The following is an 18,388-nucleotide window of genomic DNA, read 5'->3' as shown; positions in this document are numbered from 1 at the left end:
ACCACTCAACGAAAGTAACGCGCCTTCAACGGCAGCGTAGCCGCGCCGATCGCACATGCATCGGCCGGTGCTTCGGCCGGCAGCAGCAGCGGCATCGGGCGGCCCTGGCCACGGCGCGGCTGGTTGTCGATCTGCACGGCGGCGATCAGCCGTTGCGCCAGATCCGCCGGCAGGCGACCGCCGAAGACGATGGCTTCCGGGTCGCACACCGCGGTGATCGCCGAGACGATCAGCGACACGCCCGGCGCGCTGCGTGCGATCCAGCGCTCGATTGCCGGCCATGCCGGGTCGTAGGCGGCCAGCAACGCACGCACGTCCGGCAGCGCGATGCCGTCTTCGGCCACAAGTTCGCGTAGCAACTCCAGCGTGGCGCGTTCGAGCTGCTGCGCGGGCAGCATGCCGGCGAACTCACCGGCGTTGCCGCGGGCGCCGCGCAGCACCTGGCCATCGACCACCAGCCCGCCGCCAAAGCCGTAACTGAGGTAGAGATAGGCAAAATCGCGATGCCGCCGGCCCACGCCCAGCATCGCTTCGCCTGCCGCTGCCACGCTGCCGTCGTTGTCCATCCACACCGGCTGGGTAAAGGCGTCGGCCAGCCACGGACACAGCGCGATCTGGCCCAGGGCGCGCAGCGGCTCGGGCGGATTGATGAAGGTGTCCACGCCGGTAAAAAAGCCGCTCATCGCCACCCCGATGCCCAGGCGCGGGCCGGCATCGTCGACGCTCGCCAGCAGCGCGGCATCGGCGGCCTGCAGCTGGGTCAGCACGCCGTACAAGGTGGTATCGGTCAGCGCGACCTCGTTGCCAGCCAGCACCGCACCGGAAAAGTCCATCAGCGCCAGGCTCAGCGCATCGGTGGCGATGGAGATGCCCAAGGTGTGGCCGTGCCCCGGGTTCAACGACACCGCCACGCCCGGCTTGCCACGCCCGGCGCGCGCGATGCTGCTGCCCATGTGCACCATGCCGCGCGCCTGCAGACCTTCGATCAGGCGCACCGCGGTCTGCACGGTCAGCCCGGTGCCGCGGCTCAGGTCGGCGCGGGTCAGCACCCCGGCCAGCCGCAAGCGGTCGAGCATGTCGCGCTCGTTGAGGCTCAAGCCGGGCAAGGTGGGCGTGTGTGGAGGCAGCGCAAAGGCGGCAGTGGAGGACATGGCGCGCGGTGTCACGGGGGAACCGCAAGCTTACCCGCACCGGACTGAAATAATTAATTCACAGGAAGTTATTAAATTAGCGGTCTCATCTTCGACTGGCCGCCCCATGTCCCGCTTCACTACCCGCCCGTGCCCCCGCCTGTGTCTGCTGGCCCTGTGCGTCAGCGCCAGCCTGAGCGCCCATGCCGCCGACGAGCCGGCGCCGTCCGCGGCGGCTCCCGCCAGCGACGTACCAGTGCAGCTGGATGCGGTACAGGTCTCCGGCCAGCATCTGTCGATCCGCCAGGCCATCGGTGCCAAGCGCGAGGCCGCAGTGGTGTCCGATGGCGTGGCCGCCGACGATATCGGCTCGATCCCCGACTTCGGGCTGGGCGAGGCGTTGCAGCGCGTGCCGGGCGTGTCGATGGTGGTCAACAACGGCCGCGGCGAGGCGCAGTTCATGAGCCTGCGCGGCTTCAATCCCGACTACAACACGGTGCTGATCGACGGGGTGGCGCTGCCGTCCACCGAAACCAGCCGGCGCGTGCAGTCGCTGGATCTGATTCCTGCATCGCTGGCGCAGCAGGTGGACATCTACAAGACCTTCAACGCCGACATGGACAGCAATGCCATCGGCGGCATCGCGTCGCTGCGCACGCGCAGCGCGTTCGATCACGACGGCCCGTTCTCCACCGTGCGCGCGAATCTGGCCGATTGGGAAAACCGCAGGCAGCTGCAGGGCAGCGGTCCGTCCGGGCAGGTGCAGGGCAGTTTCAGCAACACCTTCGGGCCGGACCATCGCTTCGGTGTGGTGCTGTCGGCCGATTATTTTCGTCGCGATTCGTCGTCGTTGAACACCGCCATCGACAGCTACAGCTACTACGCCAATGGCGCGCGGCAGACCCTGGTCCCCACGCTGGACACCAACGGCATGGCGATCGCCCCGGACCGCTTCCGCCCGCTCAGCTACGACAACGTGCGTCAGCGTCGCAGCGTGTTCGGCAAGCTGGAATACGACGATGGCGACGCGCTGAAACTGGCGTTGAGCGCCGGCTCCTTCGAACACGGCAACGACGAACAACGCCGCTCGCAGTGGATCAACCGCGTTGGCAACGCACTGGTGACCGATGCCGACGACGGCCGCTATGCACAGGGCAGCGCACAGACCGATGCCAACCGCTTCGACCAGACCCGCACGCTGCGCTATGCGCAAGTCAACGGCAGCTTCCGCCTCAATCCGCAGGGCCACATCGATGTGTTGTTCAACCGTGCCACCGGCAAGTATCGACAAGACACGCGCGAAGATGTGTTCACTGCGGCCGCCTCCGCACGGCTGGGATTCGGCTACGCGCTGGGCAACGACACGCGCCCGACCATCGCCCTGGTCGACCCCGGCTACTACAGCAACCCGGCCAACTACCTGCAGTCGTACTTTCTGACCCGGGTGGAAAAGAGCAGCACCGATACCACCACGGTCAAGGTCGACTACAGCCAGAACGCCGATGCCGATGCGCAGGGATGGGGGCTGCGTACCGGCCTGCAGTACCGCGATCTGCAGCAGCGCTACAACCTGGACGAAGTGCGTCGCAATCCGGTCGGGCGGGTCAGCCTGGCGACGGTAGGGACCGACGATGCGCGCATCTGTCCGTATGCCGATTTCAGCTGCCTGCTGCTGATCGACCCGGCGCGGGTGGCCGCGTTTGCGGCCGCTTCGCCAGGCGCCTACGTGCTGGCCAACACCAATGCGCGCAATAGCGCGATTGGCGATTTCCGTATCGACGAACGCAATGGCGCGGCCTACCTGATGGGTACCTGGCATGGCGAACGCACGCAGGCCACCTTCGGCCTGCGCAACGAGTACCTGCAGCGCGAGGTGCTCAGTGCGGTGCCGCAGCCGCTGAGCAGCACCACCAATTATCTGCAGCAATCCGACGCCAGCGACCGGCGCTTTCTGCTGCCATCGGCCAACCTTGCCTGGGACATCACTCCGGCGCTGAAACTGCGCATGGCCGGCAGCCGCACCATCGGTCTGCCCACCTACGGCGATATCGGCCAGAACAGCAGCCCGGTGGTCGATACCACAGGCTTGACCATCAACCGCAGCATCGCCAACCCGCAATTGCGTCCGCGCCGCGCCGACAATCTGGATCTGTCGCTGGAGTGGTACCCGGACCAGGATTCGCAACTGTCGATGGCCGTGTTCCACAAGCGCATCGACGACGAGATCGTGCGCGTCACCAATACCGATCTGCAGCGCGATCCCGGTGGGCTGGTCGGCACCTATCAGGTCACCACCACCCAGGCGATCAATACCGGCGCGGCCAGCGTGCGCGGCGTCGAGTTCACCGCCATCGATACGCGGTTCGATTTTCTGCCAGGTGTGTGGTCGCATCTGGGCGCGATGGCCAATCTGACCGTGCTCGACCCGCGCACCGCCGACGTGCAGATGAGCGATGGCAGCCTGCGCGCGCTGCCCGGCCTGATGGAATCGCCCAAGCGCAGCGCCAATGCCTCGCTGCTGTATGACATTGGCCGCTTCAGTGCACGCGTCAGCGCCAATTACACCGGTCTGCAATTGCTGTCCGCAGCCACCGACAATCGCGTCAATGACCGTTACTACGATGCCATCACCAGCTACGACGCACAGCTGGCATGGCGCTTCAGCAGCAAGCTGCGCATGACCGTGCAGGGCCGCAATCTCAGCAACGCGCGGCTGACCCGTGTCATCGGCGCCGATCAGCAATTGATGCGCGAGCAACTGGATAACGGCCGCGCGTATTACCTGGGAGTGGACTATGCGTTCTGATCGACGCAGCGCAGCGGCGCTGGGTATCTGTCTGATGGCCGCATGCATCGGCAATGCGTGTGCCGACCAAGCGGCCACGCCCGCAGCAACACCGCCGTTCGTGGCGATGGAGACCATCGTCAGCGGTGATTGCTGGGGCCAATGGCCCGGCGACGTGCTGGCGGCGGTAACCCGCTGCAAACCGGCCGAGCACAATCGTATTGCGTTGCAGGTGCTCGACGATGCCGACGGCCCGGCACGCGTGGGCAGCGACACTGCATCCTGCAGCGGTGCGCGCTGCGTCGGCCTGGCACAGCTGCTGCAGTCGGCACCGGCGCAAGCGCTGCTTTTGCGCACACCGCCGGCACGCATCGATGCGGTGCTGGCCGCGTTGGATCACGCGCAGGCGCGTGCGCGCGTGACCATCGAGCCGCTGGTGCAACCGGTGCCCGCACCTGCCGCGCCGGTCACCCTGGCGCCGGGCGTGCGCTATTGGCGCCAGCGCGTGGATGGGCCGCAGCAGGTGATGCTGCACATCGCCCAGATCGACCTGACCACGCCGGGCCTGCAACTGGTCGGCACGCACGGCGACCGCAGCGGCGGTGGCGAATTTCTCGCCAATCCCACCACTGCCTTCGTGCGCGATAACGGGTTGGCGCTGGCGATCAATGCCGACTATTTCCTGCCGTTCGATGGTGGTCATTTGTTCGACAAGGCGTTCGTCCCGGCAGCCGGGCAGGGCGTCACTGCCGAAGGCCTGGCCATCGACGATGGCCATCTCGATTCGGCCGCCGCAACCAGTGATGCGCGCGTCGATGCCGCTTTTTGCGTAAGCGCGCGCAACGCCGTGCGCATCGTGCGCGGCAGTTGCCCGTCCGGCACACGTGTCGGTGTGGGCGCCGGCCCGCTGCTGTTGCTCGATGGCAAGCGCCAACCACGCGAAGCCAGCCGCGCCGACTACTACGACGGCCCCGAACCGCGCAGCGCGCTGGGCCTGGACCGTGCCGGCAAGACACTGTGGATGGTGGTGGCCGACGGCCGCCAGCCCGGCTACAGCGCCGGCATGTCGCTGGACGTGCTGACCGCCGTGCTGCAGCAGCTCGGTGCCAACGCCGCCATCAACCTGGACGGCGGCGGCTCCAGCACCCTGGCCGCCCGCGTGGACGGTCGCGTGCGCACGCTCAACCGCCCTATCCATACCGGCATTCCGGGGCGCGAGCGCCCGGTCGCCAACCAGTTGGGTGTGCGGATCGCACCTGCCAATTGAGAGCAGCGAACAAAACGACGGTGCGCACCGCCAGCTGGGCGCGGCCGGTGCTCGGTGCGCATGTACCACGCGTACACACCGGTAACTGCGTGCCGTCCACACCCACCCGACGACTGCTCGCTATGTGTTGTTAGCCGCTCCAACAGCGACCGACACCTCTGCTGCGCGCCCGCCAGCCGGGCGCTGGTTTCCGGACGCGGCATGCGCGAGGTACACGCCGGTGTGCTTGCGTCGTACAGACGCTCTAGGTCTTCGCTCGCCACGCGCGGTGAGTCTCTCTGATGCATTCTTCCGCTACACGGCGGCGGCGTCGCATCGGTCTGCCGAGACGGCTATACCTGTGAAATCAGGCACTCGCCCGCTTGTCAGGCCGCTGGTCTGCGCTATGCTGCGCATGTCAGTATCGCTTGCATTCGCCGATCCATCGATTCGCCATCGCGGGTCGGCGGCAGAAACGCGCGGTACGGCGATCACCCTCACCGCGTCCGGACTGCGGACACGGCGCAACGGAGGCGCGCGTGAAGCCATCGCATTTGTTCATTCGGTTCTGCTGCATGGTGCTGCTGGTCATCACCGGCTGCTCGCCAGCGGCGCAATCGCGCTATCGGCCCGATCGTAACTTCACCGACCCCAAGGCCTTGGCGTTGGCGCTGGCGGCCGAGCAGGGCGATGCCGACGAAGTGCAGCGGCTGATGAAGGTGGAGGGCGTGAACCCGGACACGATCTTCTCCAAGGACGGATATCCATTGTTGTTCTGGCCGATCTTTACCCACAACCCGGCCGGATTGAAGGCGATGCTGGACAACGGGGCTGATCCCAACGCAGGACAGTTGCATCCTTTGCAAGAGACTACGCGGTTTAAAGGGCGTTACCGGAACCGCGCAATGGTGTGGGCCGCCGAGCAAGATGATCCTGTTTATCTCAAGCTGCTGCTCGATCACGGCGGGGATCCGAACACCTACAATTCAAACGGCGAGACACTGCTTTTTCATGCACTGATCAAACAGGACAAGTGGCCAAACATCCAGTTGTTAGTGGAGCGCGGCGCCGATGTGAATGCATTGGCGGGCATGGGAGGAACCCTTGTGGAGAATTACGCTGGCTCCGGTGGATTCGAGCGGGTTTTCTGGTTGATGGAACACAGTGCGGACCCGCGGATTGAGTATTCCGGAGGTGCCGCGACGAAGAAACTGGATTCACGCACGATCACATCGATCTATTGGCATCCTGGAAATCCCAAGGATCCAAGCTGGCAGCGCCAATGCCAGCAATGGTTGCTCACGCGTGGATACACGCGGCCTGCGATGCCGGACCACTACAAACGTATGCGTAAGGCCTTTCACTTCACCAACTGAAGAAAAAGAGATCCCGTTGCTTTGACCTCCATGCACAAGGATTGATCGCATGCAAACGCCCAACCAGCACGTACGCCGCTTCTGCCAGCCAGGAGTGCGAGCAAAGTGCAGAGCATGTCGCCGGAGCCAGGTAGCAAAATGCCCTACCATCCAATCCCTATGCATTCAGCCGCAACAGAGGCGCGCGTGAAGCCATCGCATTTTTTCATTCGGTTCTGCTGCATCGTGCTGCTGGCCGTCACCGGCTGCTCGCCAGCGGCGCAATCGCGCTATCGGCCCGATCGTAACTTCACCGACCCCAAGGCCTTGGCGTTGGCGCTGGCGGCCGAGCAGGGCGATGCCGAAGAAGTACAGCGGCTGATGAAAATCGAGGGCGTGAACCCGGACACGATCTTCTCCAAGGACGGATATCCATTGTTGTTCTGGCCGATCTTCACCCACAACCCGGCAGGGTTGAAGGCGATGCTGGACAACGGGGCCGATCCGAATGTGGCGCTGCCTTATCAAACGCTGGATCGAGGAGTTCGCAATAACTCGAATGCCATGGTCTGGGCAGCCGAGCAGGACGATCCGATCTATCTCAAGTTGCTGCTGGATCATGGCGGTGATCCGAATACGCGCAATGCAAACAACGAGAGCTTGTTGTTCCACGCATTTATCAAGCAAAACAAATGGGAGAACGTAAAGCTGCTTGTTGAGCGCGGCGCAGATGTAAACGCGCTTGCGGGAATGCTAAATAGCATCACAGCCGCCTACGCAATCCGCGGTGGCTTCGACTTCGTCTACTGGCTTCTGCAGCATGGAGCAGATCCAACCATCGAGTTCGCTTATGGAAAACCTGTCCATCTCAAAGACTCTGGAATAATTGAGGCCATATTTTGGCATCCAGGCAACCCCAAGGATCCGCATTGGCAGCGACAGTGTCAGCAATGGCTGTTGAAGCGGGGGTATGAACGCCCTCCATTGCCAGAGAATTATCGCAGTATGCGCAAGGCGTTCCATTTCCCGACGGAAGAGAAAGATATTCCGCTGCTTTGACCTGCATTCGCAAGGATTGATCGCATGCAAACGCCAGATTTGCACAGACAACGCGAGCAACTGTTGGAAGATCTGCGCGCTAGTGGCACTGCGGAGGCCGCATCGCGTGCTGCCGAGCTGCAACAGCTCTATCACGCGCATGAGATGGCTTCGTTGGCAGATGACGTTTACGACTCTGCGAAGGGAGATGGCCGGGCGCCGCATGGTTGGGCTCGCGGTAGCGAAGATTCTGACCGACTCCGTGGCAGCGTCCCACATGTGTCGAAGATAAGCGACGAGGAGCTGCGAAATCTTCTCCGACCGGAAAAATCCGGCTTCCGCGCCGAAATCTATCTCCCAGATCCGGCAATCCTCGGACCCGGCTACAAGCCCACCGTGGTCTATAAAGGTTCTGCAGGGGAAGTAAAAACCGCCAATGGCCTGCGTGACACCAGCGCCGAAGATTTTCTGGCCAACAACTTCCCGCAGTCGGTTGGCATGCAGACCGATTACTACGACCGTGCCATGCAGTTGGCAGCGACCTTGAAAGAGCAGAGAGTCGATTTCGAGATCGCCGGACATTCTCTCGGCGGTGGGATGGGCTCTGCTGCTTCGGCCGTCAGTGGCGCACCGGCCACCACCTTCAATGCAGCGGGCCTGCACCCGGCCACTGCGCAGCGATTCGCACTGGCAAATGGGTTGCCTACCTACGACACCGCCGACACCGTAGTGGCCTATCAAGTCCAGGGCGAGATGCTCAACAACGGCATCCAGGACAACATCCACCGGCTGGATGCGGCGCGGCGCCAGCAACTGGCGGCGGTGATGGGCGACACTGCCACCCTGCTGCGCACCTTGCCGGAGGGGCAGGCCTTGCTCGATAGCGCACTCACCCAGGATGTACCGGTGAATGCGCAGCCGGCGGTGCATGCGTTCGTGGACCGGCTGGCGCAGGGCGACACCGCCCACCTTCTGCAGCAGCTGCCGCTGGCCGCCGGCCGTATCGAGCCGGTGCTGCCGGCCAAGATGCAGGGCCAGGATGGCGCCTTGGTGGACCGTGCGCAGGCGCTGACCTTGCAGGAGAGCCTGTACCTGGCCGGCCCGGCGCTGGATGTGTTGCGGTCCGGTGCTACCGGCGCGCAGATCGGGCGCGGCCTGGGCGAGCAAAGTGCTGCACTCGGGCGGGCGGGCGATGCGGCGCTGGATGCGGCCGGCGACGGCGTGGCGCGCGGCCTGCAGATGGGTGGCGCGGCCGTGCGCCATGGCGGTAGCGCGACGGGTGCGGCACTCGAAGCCAGTGGCGACAGCCTGGGCCGTGGGTTGGCCGCAGGCCGTGCGGTTGCCGGCGAGCTGGATGCCAGCGCGCAACGCTGGGCGTTGCAGGCCCAGGCGCAAGCGCAGGACACCGCCGCCGACGCACTGCGCGGTGCCGCACGCTGGTTGCCCGATTCCGCACAGGCCACCCTGCTGGAGCAGGCCCAGGCCTTGGAACGCCAGGCCCAGGCGGACCGCCAGCAGGCCGAGCAGCAGGCCGCACAATTGCGCGAAGACAGCGCGCGCCAGGCCGAGGCCTTGATGCGCACCACCGCAGGCGCCGCAACGGCGGCCGCAGACCAGGTACGCAGCGCCGCGGCGCTGCCGCAGCAACTGCTGGACACGGTCGGCACGCGCCTGCAGCGCAGCCTGGATGCCAGCGGCGATGCGCTGGCCGCCCTCACCGCAAACGCGCCCAGCGCCGGTGCGCTGGAAGGTGCGGTACTGGGCGCCGGTGCCGCCACGCAACTTCGGTTTACGCCGAGCAACCCGTACAACCTGGGCAATGTCGCGCAGACGGCCACCTTGTCCGTGCACGGCCAACGCTCGCTGCACGAAGCGCTGGAACGCCACCTGATGACCGAGACGGTGGTGCCGAGCCTGCAGGCGCGGATCGATGCGGAAGAACAGCAGGCCCGTCAGGTCCTGGGCCAGGGCCGCACGGCCGCGCAGCAGCAGGACCCGCACACGCCGACGGCGCTGCGCACCGGCGACCCGGATATCGACGCAATGCTGCAGGCGCTGCGCAATCACGACGAAACGGCGGTGTTCAAGGCGGCCGAGCGGATCCGGCATTCGCCCGAAGGGCAGGCGCTGCTGCAGGAGGGACAGGTCTTGATGCAGCAACGCGAGCAGGAGGCGGTGACCAATCAGTTGGCCTGGACCCCGGCCGACATGCAGCCGGCCGATGTGCAGATGGCGCATGGACCGGTACGCGTGATGAGCCTGATGCAGCAGGGGCCGGCGATGGCCGCCGCGGATGCAGGGGGCGGTGGTGGCGATGGCGGAGGAGGGGGCGGTGGTGGTGGCGGAGGCGGGTAAGCGCCTGCGTGTTTTGCCAAGCGGAATGCACGGTGGGAATGCGCGGTGACGGAGACGACGGATGCGCGAAGAAGAGCTGAAAGACCTGGCCAGGGCGTTGGGCACGCTGGCCGCCACGATCGACGCGCGCGATCAGCGCCAGCACGCCGCGCTGGAGCAGGACATGGCAGCGTTGCGCACGCTAGCCGCGCGCAACGGGGATGAAATCAACCGCCTGATCGGCGGCGCGGTGCCGCAGCTGCAGCAGGCCTGGCAACAGGCGCTCGACAGCAGTCTCGCCCCCGCTTCGCGTCGGCTGGACGCGGTGATCTCACGTTCCGGCACGGCATTGCAGGCGGTGGAAACCGCGCACGAAGCGCTACGCAGCCGTTGGCTTACCCGCGCCTGGATCACCTGCGCCGGGCTGATCGTCGCGACGGTGCTGGCCTGTGCTTCGAGTGTTTACCTGCTGACCGAAGCGCGCCGCGACCTGACCCGATACCGGATCGACGCCAAGGTGCTGCAGGCCGTGGCCAACAGCGACGTGGTCCTGTGCGGAGACCGCTTGTGCGCCAATGTCGATCCGCGCGGAGCACGCAGCGGCACACGCAACCAATATCGGGTGGTCAGGCCGCGGCCCTGACGGGGCGCCCTGAGCGCCATGGCGGCGCAGGCGCGTCGGACCGACCGGCGAGGCCACGGTACCATTGGCGGTTTGGACCACGGCCCCCGCCATGAAGATCGCCTCCTGGAACGTCAACTCGCTCAACGTGCGCCTGCCGCACCTGCAACAGTGGCTCACCGACGTCGCGCCGGACGTGGTGGGTATCCAGGAAACCAAGCTGGAAGACCACAAGTTCCCGGACGCGGCGCTGGCCGCGCTTGGGTATCGCAGCGTGTTCTGCGGGCAGAAGACCTACAACGGCGTGGCGATTCTGTCGCGCGCGCCGGCGTTGGACGTGCAGATGGGCATCCCCGGGTTCGATGACGTGCAACAGCGCGTCATCGCCGCCACCGTCGATGGTGTGCGCATCATCAATCTGTACGTGGTCAACGGGCAGGACGTGGACACCGACAAATACGTCTACAAACTGCGCTGGCTCGATGCGGTGCACGCCTGGATCGCGCAGGAGCTGCAGCGCCATCCGCAGTTGGTGGTGCTGGGCGACTTCAATATCGCCCCGGACGCGCGCGACGTGCACGACCCGGTGGTGTGGAACGAGACCCACATCCTCACCTCCACCGCCGAGCGCGCCGCGCTGGAAAAATTGCTGGCGCTGGGCCTGCATGATGCGTTCCGTCTGCATCATGACGACGCCGAGCAATTCAGTTGGTGGGATTACCGCCAGGCCGCGTACCGCCGCAACCTGGGGCTGCGCATCGACCTGACCCTGGTGTCGGATGCGCTGCGCGCGCGCGCGGTGGCGTCGGGCATCGACCGCGAACCTCGCACCTGGGAACGCCCCAGCGACCACGCCCCGGCCTGGGTGCAACTGGCGGAGGCCGGCGCATGAGCGAGCGTCATCTGCGTCGCAGCACCCACAAGATCGGCGACGTGACGCTGGGGCCGGTCCACCGTTTGAGTTGCCATTGCGGCGCCGTGCAGATCGACCTGGAATTGCCGCATGGCCTGCTCGATCCACGCCGTTGCGATTGTTCGATGTGCCGCCGTCGTGGCGCCATCGTCGCCTCGGTCGCGCTCGATGGCCTGCACGTGCGGCAGGGCCAGGACGTGCTGCGCCTGTATCAGTTCAACACGCACGCCGCCGCGCACTATTTCTGCGGGGTATGCGGCATCTACACCCATCACCGGCGCCGCTCCAATCCCAACGAATACGGCTACAACGTCGGCTGCCTGGACGGCGTCAACCCATATGCGCTGAACATCGCGGTGCAGGTGGAAGACGGCGTCAACCATCCGGCAGATCGCGCCGCTGCCGGCAGCTGAAACGACACTGCCCGGGCAAGCGCAGGCAGTGCAGTCACCGATGTGGCGCGATTTCGGCTAACCAATCGACCGCGCAGTCGTCAGAGGCGCGGCCAGTGCCCGGAATCGGTATGCACCGCTCGTATGCTGCGGTTCTCCCGTGCTGTCCATTTCCACCGGCGGCTGCCCTTAGCCGTTTTGAAAGCCACCGGCAAAACAGCCAGGCGACTAACGGGTGGATGCGGCCGATGCCCGGAGGCGTATGCCGCGTACGCTACGATGACGCCGTGGTGTCCGCATGCACCTGACGGCCGCACCCACCGGTTTATAGGACGCTGTTAACGCACGCGGCCACGGGTAAACAGATTGACGATGGCCAGCAAAATCACCGCACCCACCAGCGACCAGACAAAGGTCATCAGCGTGATCGCCTGATTGATGCCGCCGCCTAAAAACCAGCCAGCGATCATTGCACCGACGATGCCGACCACCACATTGAGAATGATGCCCTGCTGTGCATCGCGACGCATGATGATGCTGGCCAGCCAACCCACGATGCCGCCGATGATCAACCAGATAATGATGCCCATGGTGCCAATCTCCTCGTTCACTTGCACCGGGAGCGGTGCATGGGCGCCATTGGACGCAGCGCGCCGTGAAGCAGCTGTCGAGCGCGATGCGCGTAATTTCCCTGCGTTGGGGTTGGTGTGCACGGCGTGACAGCGCACGTTGGGTGGCAGCATGGCCCGGTGCGGCTATGGCTGCGTCCGCATCGGCCCGGTGAGCGCGGTGAGCCGCAGGCGCGGCAGCTGCTTGGCCCGGCCCTGGCGATCGACCCGGCCGAGGTGCCGCTGCTGCGCGATGCGCGCGGCCGCCCGTCCCTGCAACCGGCGCTGCCCGACTGGGATACCGGCTGGAGCCACAGTGGCGACTATCTGCTGGTCGGGCTGGGACGCGGCGTGCGGCTGGGGGTGGATCTGGAACGCATCCGCGCACGCCCGCGCCTGCTGGACATAGCGCAGCGTTTCTTTCATCCGGACGAACTGGCGTTGCTGGCGGCGCTGGAGACTGACGCACAGCAGGCACTGTTTTTCCGTCTGTGGTGCGCCAAGGAAGCCTTGCTCAAGGCCTATGGGCATGGCCTGTCGTTCGGCCTGCATCGGCTTGCGTATGCCGTTGACTCGGATGGCGCATTGCACCTGCAATGGTGCGACCCCGAACTAGGTGATGCCGCACAGTGGCAGCTGCACGAATGGTGGGCCGCGCCGGACTGCCGCGCCGCGTTGGCGTTTTATCCTCAGCCCGCCGCGTGAGGCCCCGCGCCATACGGCAAGATCGGTTGACGGAACTGCGCCACGCCATCGAGATCGCGCAAGGTCACCGTCAACACGCCGCTGGCGCCATCGATCTCCACCTCGCCGAAGAACTGATACCCGGCCAACGGTGAGGTGTTCGGCGCGGGCGGCGCCTTCTGAAACACCACCGTCGGGCCGAAGGTGGCATCCAGCGCATTCGGCCCGAAGCTGCCGGCATTGAGCGGGCCGCCGACGAATTCCCAGAACGGCTCGAACTGCTGAAACGCGGCGCGGTCCGGGTGGTAATAATGCGCGGCGCAGTAATGCACATCGGCCGTCAGCCACACCGTGTTGCGGATGCGCGCGCGGCTGATGAAGCGCAGCAGCGCGGCGATCTCCTGCTCGCGTCCGCGCGGCGCGCCGTCATCGCCATTGGCGATCGCTTCCCAGCGCGGGCGCCCGTTGCCATCTTCGCCATCGGGGACCTGCAAACCGATCGGCATGTCGGCGGCAATCACCTTCCACTGCGCGCGTGAGCCGGCCAGCTCGCGCTGCAACCAGGCCAGCTGCTCGGCGCCGAGAAATGCGGTCTCCGCGCTCGGCGTGGGTTGCAGATTGTCGCTGTTGGCACCGCGATAACTGCGCATGTCCAGCACGAACACATCCAGCAGCGGGCCATAGCCGATCTTGCGATAGATGCGCCCATCGCCATCGGCACGCACGCCGCGCATCGGTGCGTATTCCAGAAACGCCTTGCGCGCACGCCTGGCCAGCACGCCGATGTCGCGCACCTGGTAGCGCGCATCCAATTGCTTGCCGGGCGACCAGTTGTTGGTGGTTTCGTGGTCGTCCCATTGCCACAGTTGCGGCACCTCGGCATTGAAGCGGCGCACATGCTCGTCGAGCAGGTTGTAGCGGTAGTTGCCGCGAAATTCGTCCAGCGTTTCGGCCACCTTGCTCTTGGCCGCGGTGGTGAGATTGCGCCAGCGTTTGCCGTCTTCCACGGTGAGTTCGGCCGGGATCGGGCTGTCGGCATAGATGGTGTCGCCGCTATGCAGAAAGAAATCCGAGTTGCGTGCGCGCATCGCGCTGTAGATGCGCATGCCGCCGATGTCGGGATTGATGCCGAAGCCCTGGCCCACGGTGTCGCCGCTCCAGACAAAACGTACATCGCGGCGCGTCTGCGGTGCACTGCGCAGATGGCCATGCACCGGCGCACTCAGCACACCGCTGTCGGCGTCTTCGAAGCGCACCCGATAGAAAATGTCCTGATCGCACGGCAGCCCGCCCAGATCCAAGCGCGCGGTGAAATCGTGGGCGGGTACCGCCATGCCTCCCTCCACGCGACGCGCCTGGCGCAGGCTGGGTCGCGTATCCCATTCCACCCGCATCCGCGCCGGGCGGTCCGCGCGGCTCCATAGCAGTGCGCGACCGTCGCGCACATCGCCGCTCTGCACGCCATCGGTGATGATCGGTCGCCCGGAGGGCGCGGCCAGACTGCGTGCAGACCAAGCGCCGGCCGCCGGCAGCAACAGCCCGGCGCCCAAGCCTTGCAACACGCAGCGGCGCGCGGGATCGGAAGCGGTCATGGGGTGTCCTTCGCGCAACGGGGGAGCCTGCAGATGTAGCGCCACTGTCTTACCGCTGCGTGTCCGGCACCGGCACGGCTCCAGGCCGCGTGACCGGGATCACGCCGATGCCGGTAAGCGATGCGCCCGCATCGCCGGACACGCCGCACCGCACGCCCGCGATGCGTTGCCGTATCGCGGCCGCCAACCAATGCCGTGAAGTGGCGGCCGACTGCGTCGACGCACGCTCCGTTTGAATCCTGCTTCAGATCATTCCTGCGAGCATCGACGATTCCCGATTCCCGATTCCCGATTCCCGATCCCCGATCCCCGATTCCCGATTCCCAATCCCCAATCCCCAATCCCCAATCCCCAATCCCCAATCCCAATCCCAATCCCAATCCCGCCACGCCACGCCACGCCCACCTGCGATAATCGCGCCATGAACGATGCCGCACTTCCCCCCGATGTCTCCGCCGCGCTGGCGCATGGCCTGCAGGCCCAATCCCTGGATGCGGATTTTGCCGCGCCGTTGCTGCGCTATCTGACGCTGCTGGTGCGTTGGAACAAGACCTACAACCTCACCGCCGTGCGCGACCCGCGCGAGATGGTCACTCGCCATCTGCTCGATTCGCTGGCCATGCAGCCCTACATCGCCAGCGGCACCCTGGCCGATCTGGGCACCGGCCCCGGCCTGCCCGGCATCCCGCTGGCGATCACCCGCCCGCAGCTGCAGGTGACCCTGGTGGAAAGCAACGGCAAGAAGGCGCGCTTCATGCGCGAGGCCTTGCGTCACCTGGCGCTGGGCAATGCGCGCGTGGCCGAGTCGCGCGCCGAAGCGCTGGACGAGCCGGCTGCCTACGACCACCTCACCGCCCGCGCGCTGGATACGTTGGCCGGCATCATCGACGTCGGTGGTCACCTGCTGCGCCCGGGCGGCAGCCTGCTGGCGATGAAGGGGATTTATCCGCACGAGGAAATCGCCGCGCTCCCGGCTGGCTGGACGCTGGCCGAGGTACACCCGCTGCAGGTGCCTGGCCTGGATGGCGAACGGCATCTGGTGGTAGTGCGTAAGGCCTGAGCCGAAGCCACGTTTATCGGCCTCGAGCGGCCCTCACTCCGACTCTCTCCCGCAAGCGGGAGAGGGGGCGATACTGCCCTCGCCAAGCACGTCACGTCCTTTACCTCCGGCGAAGAGGTGACGACCGGCTTCTGACAAGCCCGCCACGTCCCTTCCCCCGCCTGCGGGGGAAGGTGCCCGCAGGGCCGATGGGGGCAGTCCCTGACTCGCCCCGCCATATCAATCCAGCCGCCGACACTCCAGCTACACCCGTGCGCCGGCCCGCGTTGGGACTTCCGGCCCATGGCAGCGCCCCCGGGGGCTGCCATGATCGGGCGTTCGCTCCAGATCAGGCTCTCCGCACGTGACCTCTCCCCTTGCCGCCGCACTCTCGCTCGCCCTGCTGGGCCTGTCCTTCGGCGCTGTCGCCGCTCCGTCCGTCGCCGCTCCGGCCACGCTGACTGCCGAAGCACCTGCCGACGCGCGCTTCCGCGCGATCTACGAAAAAGAGTGGGCATGGCGCCAGGCCGAAACCGGCCAGGCCGATGAAGACACCGACACCACCGGCGACAACACCAAGCTGCCGGACGTCGGCGCTACCGCGCAGCAGGCGCGTCTGACGGTGTGGGAGGGTGTGCTCAAGCAGCTCGACGGTATCGACCCCAAGCAGCTCTCGCCGGCCAACCAGATCAACCTTGCGATCTATCGCCCGCAGGTGGAAAACCTCGCAGCCGAAGTGCGCCTACGCCTGTACGAGATGCCGTTCAATTCCGACAGCTCGTTCTGGTCCAACCTGGGCTTCATGGCGCAGCGGCCAATGAAGACCGCCGCCGAGTACCGCGCCTACATCGCGCGCTTGAACGATGTGCCGCGCTATTTCGACCAGCAGATCGTCAACATGCGCACCGGGCTGGCGCGCGGCTTCAGCGTGCCGCGCGCTGTGCTGGACGGGCGCGATGTCTCCATCGCCACCGTCGCCGAGGTCAAGGACCCCGCCGAGTCCACCTTCTACGCGCCGTTCAAGCAACTGCCGGCGCAGATCCCGGCCGCCGAGCAGGCGCAGTTGCGTGCGCAGGCCAAGGCCGCGGTCAGCGGCGCGGTGCTTCCGGCCTACGCCAAGTTGCTGACCTTTTTCCGCACCGACTACATGCCCAAGGCGCGCACCACCCTGGCCGCCGAAGCGCTGCCCGATGGCAAGGCGTTCTACCGGCAGCAGATCCGCGAATACACCACGCTGGAATTGACGCCCGAGCAGATCCACCAGATCGGCCTGGACGAGGTGGCGCGCATCCAGACCCAGATGAACGCCATCATTCAGCAGGTAGGGTTCAAGGGCAGCTTCGCGCAGTTTCTCACCTTCCTGCGCACCGACCCGCAGTTCTACGCCAAGACCCCGCAGGAGCTGCTCGATCGCGCCGCATGGATCTCCAAGCGCGTGGACGGGCAGGTGGGCAAGTTCATCGGCACGCTGCCGCGCGGGCGCTTCACCATCAAGCCGGTGCCGGCCGATATCGCCCCGTTCTGGACCGCCGGGCGCGGCGGCGCCACGACCTATTGGGTCAACACCTACAACCTGCCGTCGCGGCCGCTGTACAACCTGCCGGCGCTGACCTTGCACGAGTCTTCGCCCGGGCATTCCTTACAGGGCTCGCTCGCATTAGAGCAGGGCGAGCAGCCGGCGTTCCGGCGCGAAAACTACATTTCCGCCTATGGCGAAGGCTGGGCGCTGTACACCGAAAAGCTTGGCCAGGAGATGGGTATCTACGAGACCCCGTACGAGGAATTCGGCCGGCTCACCTACGAAATGTGGCGCGCCTGCCGGCTGGTGATCGACACCGGCGTGCACCACGACGGCTGGACCCGCGAACAGGCGCTGGCCTATCTGCGCGACCGCACCGCGCTCAGCGAGCACGAAGTCACCACCGAAGTGGACCGCTACATCTCCTGGCCCGGCCAGGCGCTGAGCTACAAGCTGGGCGAGATCACCATCGTCAAGCTGCGCGCCGAAGCCGAACGCGAGCTGGGCGAGCGCTTCGACATCAAGGCCTTCCACGACGTGGTGCTGAAGCAGGGCTCGGTCACCCTGCCGGTGCTGGAGCAGCAGGTGCGTGCGTTTATCGCCGAGAGCAAGGCGCGCCCGGCCAAGCTCAAGTCAACCGCTGCCGCCGCGCCCTGAGCGATGCCGGCGATGCGGCCAAGGCCGCGCCTACGTCGACCGCGTCGACCGGGTTGTGACCGCATCGCGGCCAGGTCCGCTCCTACAGGCGACGGAGCCGGCTGATTGTGCCAAAGCCAAGCTATCGTAGGAGCGGCCCCGGCCGCGATGCCGTACCGACTTCCTCAACACCGCGACGCGTGATCGGCCATTTGGCACACCAGACACCGCCTCGACGGTCCATCCGCCTCCTTCCGGTGGCCGTGAATCGTTCGGGACTGCGTCGCGGCCAGGTCCGCTCCTACAAGTCATCAGGACCAGCCGATTTTGCCGAAGCCAAGCTGTCGTAGGAGCGGCCCCGGCCGCGATGCCGTCCCGACTTCCTCAACGCCGCAACGCTTGATCGGCCATTTGGCACACCAGACACACCGCCTCGACGGTCCATCCGCCTCCTTCCGGTTAGCGTGAATCGTTCGGGACCGCATCGCGGCCAGG

13 protein-coding genes, 1 other RNA gene and 1 pseudogene are annotated in these 18,388 nt (G+C 65.9%); 12 read left to right on the top strand and 3 right to left on the bottom strand.

Features of this window, described 5'->3' with window-relative positions; translation table 11 throughout:
• Positions 1 to 5 precede the first annotated feature (5 nt).
• Positions 6 to 1,151, bottom strand: coding sequence for an ROK family transcriptional regulator (locus ABQU90_RS21755; protein WP_115563384.1), 1,146 nt, complete (start codon positions 1,149 to 1,151; stop codon positions 6 to 8).
• Between the two features lie 106 nt (positions 1,152 to 1,257).
• On the opposite strand from ABQU90_RS21755, the gene ABQU90_RS21750 reads away from it, so the two are divergent.
• From ABQU90_RS21750 to ABQU90_RS21710, 9 genes and pseudogenes are all read left to right on the top strand, one after another.
• Positions 1,258 to 3,936 carry a TonB-dependent receptor gene (locus ABQU90_RS21750; protein WP_323523089.1) on the top strand — a complete coding sequence of 893 codons (2,679 nt, stop codon included), beginning with the start codon at positions 1,258 to 1,260 and terminating at the stop codon, positions 3,934 to 3,936.
• A complete protein-coding gene (locus ABQU90_RS21745; RefSeq protein WP_323523090.1) occupies positions 3,926 to 5,182 on the top strand; it encodes a phosphodiester glycosidase family protein in 1,257 nt (418 codons plus the stop codon). Before ABQU90_RS21750 ends, ABQU90_RS21745 begins: the two co-directional genes overlap by 11 nt.
• A 60-nt stretch (positions 5,183 to 5,242) precedes the next feature.
• A non-coding RNA gene (locus tag ABQU90_RS21740) (sX9 sRNA) lies at positions 5,243 to 5,318 on the top strand.
• Positions 5,319 to 5,567: 249 nt separating this feature from the next.
• A pseudogene (locus ABQU90_RS21735) lies at positions 5,568 to 6,562 on the top strand (ankyrin repeat domain-containing protein).
• A gap of 134 nt (positions 6,563 to 6,696) precedes the next feature.
• Complete coding sequence (locus ABQU90_RS21730; RefSeq protein WP_349780895.1) at positions 6,697 to 7,575, top strand: ankyrin repeat domain-containing protein; 879 nt, start codon at positions 6,697 to 6,699, stop codon at positions 7,573 to 7,575.
• A gap of 24 nt (positions 7,576 to 7,599) precedes the next feature.
• Positions 7,600 to 9,909 carry a Tle-like phospholipase domain-containing protein gene (locus ABQU90_RS21725; protein WP_407078795.1) on the top strand — a complete coding sequence of 770 codons (2,310 nt, stop codon included), beginning with the start codon at positions 7,600 to 7,602 and terminating at the stop codon, positions 9,907 to 9,909.
• A 61-nt stretch (positions 9,910 to 9,970) separates the two neighbouring features.
• Positions 9,971 to 10,531, top strand: coding sequence for a hypothetical protein (locus ABQU90_RS21720; protein ID WP_323523092.1), 561 nt, complete (start codon positions 9,971 to 9,973; stop codon positions 10,529 to 10,531).
• A gap of 91 nt (positions 10,532 to 10,622) precedes the next feature.
• Positions 10,623 to 11,402, top strand: coding sequence for an exodeoxyribonuclease III (gene xth, locus ABQU90_RS21715; RefSeq protein WP_323523093.1), 780 nt, complete (start codon positions 10,623 to 10,625; stop codon positions 11,400 to 11,402).
• Positions 11,399 to 11,836 carry a GFA family protein gene (locus ABQU90_RS21710; RefSeq protein ID WP_115514283.1) on the top strand — a complete coding sequence of 146 codons (438 nt, stop codon included), beginning with the start codon at positions 11,399 to 11,401 and terminating at the stop codon, positions 11,834 to 11,836. The genes xth and ABQU90_RS21710 overlap by 4 nt, the downstream gene beginning before the upstream one ends.
• Before the next feature lie 317 nt (positions 11,837 to 12,153).
• On the opposite strand, the gene ABQU90_RS21705 is transcribed toward ABQU90_RS21710, so the two are convergent.
• Complete coding sequence (locus tag ABQU90_RS21705) at positions 12,154 to 12,405, bottom strand: GlsB/YeaQ/YmgE family stress response membrane protein (RefSeq protein ID WP_323523094.1); 252 nt, start codon at positions 12,403 to 12,405, stop codon at positions 12,154 to 12,156.
• A gap of 126 nt (positions 12,406 to 12,531) precedes the next feature.
• Between ABQU90_RS21705 and ABQU90_RS21700 the strand changes: the two genes are divergently transcribed.
• Complete coding sequence (locus ABQU90_RS21700; protein WP_323523095.1) at positions 12,532 to 13,128, top strand: 4'-phosphopantetheinyl transferase family protein; 597 nt, start codon at positions 12,532 to 12,534, stop codon at positions 13,126 to 13,128.
• On the opposite strand, the gene ABQU90_RS21695 is transcribed toward ABQU90_RS21700, so the two are convergent.
• Positions 13,113 to 14,699: an alkaline phosphatase D family protein gene (locus ABQU90_RS21695; RefSeq protein ID WP_323523096.1), complete on the bottom strand. Its 1,587-nt coding sequence runs from the start codon at positions 14,697 to 14,699 to the stop codon at positions 13,113 to 13,115. The genes ABQU90_RS21700 and ABQU90_RS21695 overlap by 16 nt on opposite strands.
• Positions 14,700 to 15,120: 421 nt before the next feature.
• On the opposite strand from ABQU90_RS21695, the gene rsmG reads away from it, so the two are divergent.
• Both rsmG and ABQU90_RS21685 read left to right on the top strand, forming a co-directional pair.
• The gene (rsmG, locus tag ABQU90_RS21690) at positions 15,121 to 15,759 is read left to right on the top strand and encodes a 16S rRNA (guanine(527)-N(7))-methyltransferase RsmG (RefSeq protein ID WP_055846806.1); all 639 of its coding nucleotides are present in this window, start codon (positions 15,121 to 15,123) and stop codon (positions 15,757 to 15,759) included.
• Between the two features lie 343 nt (positions 15,760 to 16,102).
• Complete coding sequence (locus ABQU90_RS21685) at positions 16,103 to 17,914, top strand: DUF885 domain-containing protein (protein WP_323523097.1); 1,812 nt, start codon at positions 16,103 to 16,105, stop codon at positions 17,912 to 17,914.
• The last annotated feature ends 474 nt before the right edge of the window (positions 17,915 to 18,388 follow it).

The organism is Xanthomonas sp. WHRI 10207 (assembly GCF_040202975.1).
Taxonomy (GTDB): Bacteria; Pseudomonadota; Gammaproteobacteria; order Xanthomonadales; family Xanthomonadaceae; genus Xanthomonas.
This window is presented reverse-complemented; position numbering and strand designations above follow the sequence as displayed.